Source organism: Microcystis sp. M090S1 (genome assembly GCF_020246295.1).
In the GTDB taxonomy this organism is placed as follows: Bacteria; Cyanobacteriota; Cyanobacteriia; order Cyanobacteriales; family Microcystaceae; genus Microcystis; species Microcystis aeruginosa.
The window spans coordinates 1-7,431 of record NZ_JADBTF010000425.1; the positions used below are offsets into that span (position 1 = coordinate 1).

The 7,431-nt window shown below is 49.1% G+C and carries 8 protein-coding genes; 5 read left to right on the top strand and 3 right to left on the bottom strand.

Annotation, left to right across the window (positions count from 1 at the left end; genetic code table 11):
- Positions 1 to 156: 156 nt before the first annotated feature.
- From IM477_RS18710 to cpcB, 3 genes are all read right to left on the bottom strand, one after another.
- On the bottom strand, positions 157 to 972 hold the full coding sequence (locus tag IM477_RS18710; protein WP_287733021.1) for a phycobilisome linker polypeptide: 816 nt from the start codon (positions 970 to 972) through the stop codon (positions 157 to 159).
- A gap of 119 nt (positions 973 to 1,091) precedes the next feature.
- The gene (gene cpcA / locus IM477_RS18715) at positions 1,092 to 1,580 is read right to left on the bottom strand and encodes a C-phycocyanin subunit alpha (RefSeq protein WP_287733022.1); all 489 of its coding nucleotides are present in this window, start codon (positions 1,578 to 1,580) and stop codon (positions 1,092 to 1,094) included.
- A gap of 66 nt (positions 1,581 to 1,646) precedes the next feature.
- Positions 1,647 to 2,165, bottom strand: a complete 519-nt coding sequence (gene cpcB, locus IM477_RS18720) for a C-phycocyanin subunit beta (protein ID WP_002771747.1) — start codon at positions 2,163 to 2,165, stop codon at positions 1,647 to 1,649.
- A gap of 811 nt (positions 2,166 to 2,976) precedes the next feature.
- Between cpcB and IM477_RS18725 the strand changes: the two genes are divergently transcribed.
- From IM477_RS18725 to IM477_RS18745, 5 genes are all read left to right on the top strand, one after another.
- Positions 2,977 to 4,200, top strand: coding sequence for a M20 metallopeptidase family protein (locus tag IM477_RS18725; protein WP_287733024.1), 1,224 nt, complete (start codon positions 2,977 to 2,979; stop codon positions 4,198 to 4,200).
- A gap of 79 nt (positions 4,201 to 4,279) precedes the next feature.
- Complete coding sequence (argB, locus tag IM477_RS18730) at positions 4,280 to 5,167, top strand: acetylglutamate kinase (protein ID WP_061430248.1); 888 nt, start codon at positions 4,280 to 4,282, stop codon at positions 5,165 to 5,167.
- A gap of 168 nt (positions 5,168 to 5,335) precedes the next feature.
- Positions 5,336 to 5,557: a DUF4327 family protein gene (locus tag IM477_RS18735; RefSeq protein WP_002759020.1), complete on the top strand. Its 222-nt coding sequence runs from the start codon at positions 5,336 to 5,338 to the stop codon at positions 5,555 to 5,557.
- A gap of 43 nt (positions 5,558 to 5,600) precedes the next feature.
- Positions 5,601 to 6,821 (top strand): efflux RND transporter periplasmic adaptor subunit, encoded by a 1,221-nt coding sequence (locus IM477_RS18740; protein ID WP_287733023.1) that lies wholly within the window; start codon positions 5,601 to 5,603, stop codon positions 6,819 to 6,821.
- Positions 6,822 to 6,873: 52 nt separating this feature from the next.
- Positions 6,874 to 7,005, top strand: a complete 132-nt coding sequence (locus IM477_RS18745; protein WP_230400940.1) for a hypothetical protein — start codon at positions 6,874 to 6,876, stop codon at positions 7,003 to 7,005.
- Positions 7,006 to 7,431: the final 426 nt, after the last annotated feature.

Sequence of the window (7,431 nt, forward strand, 5' to 3'; positions counted from 1 at the left end):
TGAAATGGAGCGAAAGTCTGTGGACTTTGTGTAAGACAGTACATGGTTTTTTAACCGTGGTATGCAACGGTGGTTGAAGCAGAAACTTAAATCGTGAGGTTTAGGAATCGCCGCACTTTTAGGGCGGCGAGGATGTCAATTTCTGACCGCTCAAAGCTAGGCGAGGATCAGTTCGATTACCTGGCCGCCTTGACGGTTGATTTCTTGCAATTTGTTCGATAGTTGCTCGTAGGCAACGAGATACTCGCTCACACTGCGACGCACACGGGTTTGTCGTCCCGCTTTTGCGCCACTCACCACGCGCAAGCGATAGAATTTGCCCCGATCGCCCCCAGCTAATCCGGTTAAGGATTGACCAGTTCCGTTAATATAAACGGGGGAAGCACTGTTATAGGCTAGTTCCCTGGTCAGTTTTCCCTCTTTTAACGGTGCGCGATCGCTGGTCGCATAACCGCGATAGACTTGGAACAGCCGACTAAAACCGACGGTTTTCTGACCCGTCTGGGTAGCGAAACCGCGATAGTAGGGGACAATGTTCTCACCGAAATGTTGGTTGTATTCGGGGGAATCGAAATAGGAATTAATTTCTGCTTCGTAACCCTGTTGATTGTAGAGATCGGTGTGGAAAGCGATCTCAGCTTGATCGTAGGGAGCGCGACCGAGCAGGTGTTTATAATTCAACTCGATAAAGCGATTTTGGGGATTGCTGTGGAAAAATTTCTGCCGATATAATTCTGATTGAGCGATCGCCCGAACAAAATCCCTGACGCTAATGGAACGATTGCGTAGGAGGGATTCTAGGCTGATCAGGCGCTCGCTGGACATCAGATGCTCGTTGCCCAAGATCTGTCGATAGGCCCCGCGGATCACCACTTCTACCTGTTCATCACTGTCGGTGGAGCGTAATTCCAAGCGGGGGGAACCGTTGTAGGGTTCAAATCCCAGTCTCTGGGCCGCTATCAAGCTAGTCATCGTCGATCCTCCTGAAACTAACCTTTAATGGATATAACAAGGTCTGGAAGAACAGGTGATTGCTAACCCTTTTGCTAACAACCTCCTGTCTTTCCAGACCAGCAGTTTTTTCGATCGGACTAGCTGAGAGCGTTGATAGCGTAGTCGATATAGGAGTTGGCTTCTACCGCAGGGTCGCCACTTAAACCATGGTTGGCTTTGATGTGTTTGAGGGCTTCGATGTACCAGCTAGGAGACAGGTCGAAGGTGCGGTTGATTTCGTCGATACCAGCGATGAGGTACTCGTCCATCGGACCGGTTCCACCAGCAACTAAGCAGTAGGTCACCATGCGGAGGTAGTAACCGATGTCACGAGCGCATTTGTCTTTACCACGTTGGTCCGCCGCAAAGTTATTCCCCTGCATTTGGGTGGTGTAGGGGTACTTGTTGTACACTGCTTGAGCGGCACCGGAGATTAAAGAATTAGCTCTTTCGGTTAAAGCTTTAGCGGCGGTGAGGCTGGCAGAAGCTTGACGAAAACGACCGAAAGCAACTTGGATTTCGGTGCTGCTTAAGAAACGACCTTGAGAATCAGCGGCTGCTACGGCTTCGGTAAGGGGGGTTTTCATTGTTTGGTATCTCCCAATAATCTTGCAATAAGTTTCCTACGGTTCAATTGAGACTAGCCCCAGGGACTAGGCGACAGCAGCGGCGGCGCGGTCGAAGTAGCTGGCAATTTCAGACATTAAAGCACTGCAATCGCCAGGGGTGACACCGTTGCGATCGTTAGCGATGGACAACGCAGCTTCTTTCATTTTGCTTACGCCAGCAGCTACGGAAGCTCCGGGTACTCCTAAAGCTACATAGGTTTCGCGCAGACCATTTAAGCAACGATCATCGAGAACACTGCCGTCGCCAGAGAAGGTAGCGTAGGTAACATAACGCAAGATGATTTCCATGTCGCGTAAGCAAGCGGCCATACGACGGCTGGTGTAGGCATTACCACCGGGGGTGATCAGTTGGGGCTGTTCAGCGAACAGGCTACGAGCGGCGTTGGCAACGATGGTGGAAGCGTTACTGGTGATCCGGTTAACAGAGTCCATCCGTTTGTTGCTGTCGGCAACCATGGCGCTCAGAGCGTCTAGTTGGGAAGAGCTTAAATATTCGCCGCGAGCATCAGCTTGGGATACTACCCGGGTGAATGCGTCAAACATTGTGACAATCTCCTAAATTTAAATGGGATTTGCTTGCAATTAAAAGGTTTTCCCTCTTAAGGGATTTCACGGTGAGCCTGGACGAGCCTTGACCGTGATTGTTGCGACCTACTTTAAGAAACCTGAAAAAACTTCATGGCTCTCTCATAAATCACCTAAGGAGGTTAAACAAGTATCCAGCTTAACTTTTGTCTGTTATCTTGGCCCCTCAAATTAAATTTATACACTGCTGTCGAAACTTTGTTTGTTACATCTTATTAAGTTTTTTGCTGTCTTTTTGTAACAGTCACTTAACAATAACTCGATCGAGTTGGTCATCGATTCTTGACCATGGCTCAAAGCCTCTCACCGTCGGGAAATCAGAGACAGCAAGGCTTTAAGGGTATAAAGGGCAGCAAGATAAAAATTTTAAGTTTTTTTTAATATTTTCCCGCTTTCCCTTCCCCTATTACCCAAGGATTGCCCTTTCCAGCCCTCCAATTACGATGAAGTTTTGTAAAGAAGGGAGTGGGGTGTGGGGTGTGGGGTGTGGGGAAGTGGGGAAGTGGGGAAGTGGGGAAGTAGGGTGTAGGGTGTAGGGTGTGGGGTGTGGGGTGTGGGGTGTGGGGTGTGGGAAGTATAAATAAAAATAATCTCCTGTCTCCTGACTCGGAGTCTCCTGACTCGGAGTCTCCTGTCTCCTGACTCGGAGACTCCTGACTCGGAGTCTCCTGTCTCCTGTCTCGGAGTCTCCTGACGACCGACGACCGACGACCGACGACCGACGTTAAACTAGAAATCGGTGCTCAAAAAATCTAGCCGTCCGAACCCGATGATTTCCTCCTTTCCCGTTCCTAATAGCTTAAATTGCCCTCAAATTCGCCTTGCCATTCGTTCCCTGCAGCCGCAATTAGTCCACTGGCGCCGACAAATACACCAAAAACCAGAACTAGGCTTTCAAGAACACCTCACCGCCTCCTTAATCAGTCAAACCCTGACTAAATACGGAATTGAGCATCAAACCGGCATCGCCGGCACCGGAATTGTCGCCACCATCGAAGGCAGTCAACCGGGGCCGGTTTTAGCCCTGCGGGCCGATATGGATGCACTACCGATCGCCGAAGAAAACCAAGTCCCCTATCGTTCCCAACATCGGGGCCAAATGCACGCCTGTGGTCACGATGGCCACACAGCGATCGCCCTCGGCACGGCAGTTTACATAGCACAAAACCGTCACGATGTCAAGGGGACAGTAAAAATTATTTTCCAACCCGCCGAAGAGGGGCCGGGGGGGGCGAAACCGATGATCGAAGCGGGAGTGCTGAAAAATCCCGACGTGGACGGAATTATCGGGATGCATCTCTGGAATAATCTGCCTTTAGGGACAGTGGGCGTGAAAAATGGTCCCTTAATGGCGGCGGTGGAATGTTTCGATCTCCAGATTCAAGGCCGGGGCGGCCACGGGGCAATTCCCCATCAAACCGTCGATTCACTACTGGTGGCGGCCCAAATCGTCAACGCCTTGCAAACCATCGTCGCCCGCAACCTCAACCCCCTCGATGCTGCCGTGGTGACTGTGGGTAAATTAGCAGCGGGAACCGCTAGAAACGTGATCGCCGATAGTGCTAATCTCAGTGGGACGGTGCGCTATTTCAATCCCCAGTTAGGGGGCTATTTCCGACAACGGATGGAAGAAATTATCGCGGGCATCTGTCAAAGTCAGGGGGCTAGTTATCAATTCGATTACTGGCAATTGTATCCCCCGGTAATCAATCATGATCAGATGGCGGAATTAGTGCGCTCAATCGCCGCACAAGTGGTGGAAACCCCGGACGGAATCGTTCCCGAATGTCAAACCATGGGAGGGGAAGATATGTCATTCTTTTTACAGGAAGTACCGGGCTGTTATTTCTTCTTGGGGTCTGCCAATCCCGAATTAGGATTAGCCTATCCCCACCATCATCCCCGCTTTGATTTTGATGAATCTGTGTTAGCGATGGGAGTCGAGATTTTTGTCCGTTGCGTCGAAAAATTCTGCAACTCTAGGACTTTCTAGAAATCCGTTCAAGGTGAACAGTTTTTGTCAAACCTGAAACCGCTAAACTGATCACTGAATCAGACGAGTAAAAAAACGCATGAATAATAATATCCAGGAAAACGATGCCCAACGGGTGAAAATCCTCAGCGAGGCCCTACCCTATATACAAGAATTTCGCGGTCGTACCGTAGTGGTTAAATACGGTGGTGCGGCCATGAATAACAGCGATATCAAAGACACGGTCATGCGAGATATCGTTTTTCTCTCCTGTGTGGGGGTTCGTCCCGTTATTGTCCACGGCGGCGGTCCAGAAATCAATAGTTGGCTGGATAAATTAGGCATTGAACCCCAATTTAAAGACGGTTTACGCGTCACCGATGCCGACACCATGGATGTGGTAGAAATGGTGCTGGTGGGACGCGTCAATAAAGAAATTGTTGCCCTGATCAATCAAGCCGGCGGTAAAGCGGTAGGATTATGCGGTAAGGATGGCAATCTGATCACTGCTCGTCCCGTGGGTAAAGAGGGCATTGGTTTTGTTGGAGAAGTCAGCAGTGTCGATACTAGCGTCGTCGAATCCTTGGTCAATAGTGGCTATATTCCCGTGATTTCCAGTGTGGCCGCCGATGAAACCGGCCAAGCTCATAATATCAATGCCGATACGGTAGCCGGAGAAATAGCGGCGGCTTTAGGGGCAGCTAAACTGATTTTGATGACCGATACAGCCGGAATTTTAGAGAATTACAAGGATCCTTCCACTTTATTGGCTAAATTAGATATCCAACAGGCCCGGGAGTTGATTCAAAAAGGCATCGTTGCCGGCGGGATGATTCCCAAAGTTGGCTGCTGCGTGCGATCGCTGGCCCAGGGAGTTCAGGCTGCTCATATTATCGATGGTCGTCTTCCCCACGCCCTTTTACTGGAAATTTTCACCGATCAAGGCATCGGTTCCATGATTGTGGCCTCCGGTTATACTAATCTATAGTAGTAATTACCGTACTTTTGGTTAAAAAGACTTGCCTAAAACCAGAGATCTGGTGTACAAGTAAGTTAATAAACGCGCTTCTCGCTCCTTTGTAATGGCAAAAGTCTTAGTCTTGAGTTAGTTTAGCTGGGAAGCGCAAAATCCGAAGTTTTCATAGCAATTGAATTTATGACCAAACAAGCTGTAGCTCACCCGATGGTGAAGTTTCAACGCAAGGTTAGCAAGTGGATAGATGCAAAAGTAGTCAAACCTAGCGATAGTATCTGGAAACTGGCTCTTTTATACGGAGATGAGTGGGGATACTGGAAGCAAGAGTTGCTCGATTTCGGTTTCTCCATGCAAGACCCTCTCAGCGAAGTGGTAGCGGTAGAAGCTTGGGACGAGGAATAAGCGACCATCGACTCAAAAGCCGCTTTCTACCAAGATTATCGCCATGGGATCGACTCCGATTATCCTTTCCGCTCTGGTTATCTTATCCTTAAGCGCGAGTTGTTCTCCCCAGACCGAAACCCAACCACCGCCACCGGCGGCCCGTACTACTACCGTCAACGTCACCAGGGCTAAACCAGCAACCATCGAACGCAATCTCGATTACACAGGAACCACCCGACCTTTAAAAGTCGTTTCTCTGCGATCGCAAGCCACGGGTCAGTTACTCAATCTCCTCGTCGATGTGGGAGATGAGGTGCAATTAGGGCAAATCCTCGCCCGTGTTGATGATCGTCTCCTCGCCACCGTTGTCCGGCAAGAAAAAGCCGCCCTGTCGTCCCTAGAAGCGGAATTAGCCCGGGCGAGAATTGAAGTCAGTAACGCTGAAATTGAAGTGGAGCGCCTACAACTACAATACCAACAGGACAAAAATGATGCCGAGCGCCTGCAAAAATTAGCCCTAGAAGGGGCGATTCCCCTGCAACAGGGCGAAACAGCCCAAACTACGGCGGCAGTAGCTTTAAAAGCCGTTAATAGCGGGCGATCAAGAATTAAAGTCGAGGAGCAGGTAGTGGCGGGAATTATCGGGAGAATTGCCGCCCAAAAATCGGTCATCGCTCAGGAACAACAACGTCAGGCCTACGCTATTCTTAAATCACCAGCGACGGGGATAGTTATCGAAAAACTGAAAGAGCCGGGGGATTTAGTCAGTATCGGCGATGAAGTCCTCAAAATTGGCGATTTTCAACAGGTCAAGGTGGTAGTATTATTATCGGAATTGGATTTAAAAACGATTAATTTAGGACAAAAGGTTAATGTCAGCCTTGATGCTTTCGGTGATAGAAATTTTTCCGGTCGCATCACCAGGATTTTTCCCCTCAGCCAAGGCACGGCCCGGCGGATTCCCGTGGAGATTGCTCTACCCAATGGGGATGGTTTAATCAAAGGGGGATTATTGGCCCGGGTACGGTTTAATAATAATTCTGCCCCTCAGGTGATTGTTCCCGAAACAGCAATTGTCGGTCAGGGGGAATCCTCGGCAATTTTCGTCCTTTCCGAGTCTAACTCGCAAGTGGAAAAACGTCCCGTTCGTCTCGGTCAAGCGCTTGACGGTCAAGTAGAAATTATCACTGGACTCGAACCGGGGGAGCGTTTCGTCGTTAATAGTAGTAAACCTTTGCAAAATGGTGAAAAAGTCCGGGTCAGTATCCTCAGTAATCCTTGAGTAAACCATTGGAGATACCTTTGAAGAGGTTCAGGAAAATATTAAAGAAGCGATTGAACTTTACCTTGAAGTTTTGCAAGAACGCGGGGAAACCATTCCAGAACCCACAACTAAAGTCGGATTGGTTGGAGTCGCTGCAGGAGGGTTCTTGCCGACTACCCAAAAACTGCTGGGGTTTCACTGACGAAGAACAAGGGCGACCTGATCAGCTACGATTGACAGGGCAATCGCACGGTTTGTCTTGCTCTTTTTTCTCACAAATTTAATTTTCGCACAGGTCTAAGTAGGGAGGCACAATTATTTGTAGGATGGGTTAGCGGTAGCGTAACCCATACAGGCGTTGGGTTTCATGCTTCAACCCAACCTACGTTCATCTTATATCTGGACTTCCCCGTTGACAAAAGGCCATAACCTGTGCTGTAGAAGGGATTAAGAGAATTTACAGCGCCCCGTTACTGGGTACAAATTAGGGAAACTCCCAATAAATCTAACGCCTGTTGTTGCAGTTGGGTCGGTCGAGTTATCTTAGAAAAACGATAACTTCCCTCCCTAATCGTACATTCCACTGTATTCAAGCAAATTGTCCCCAGGTCTTCCAACAAAGTCCGAA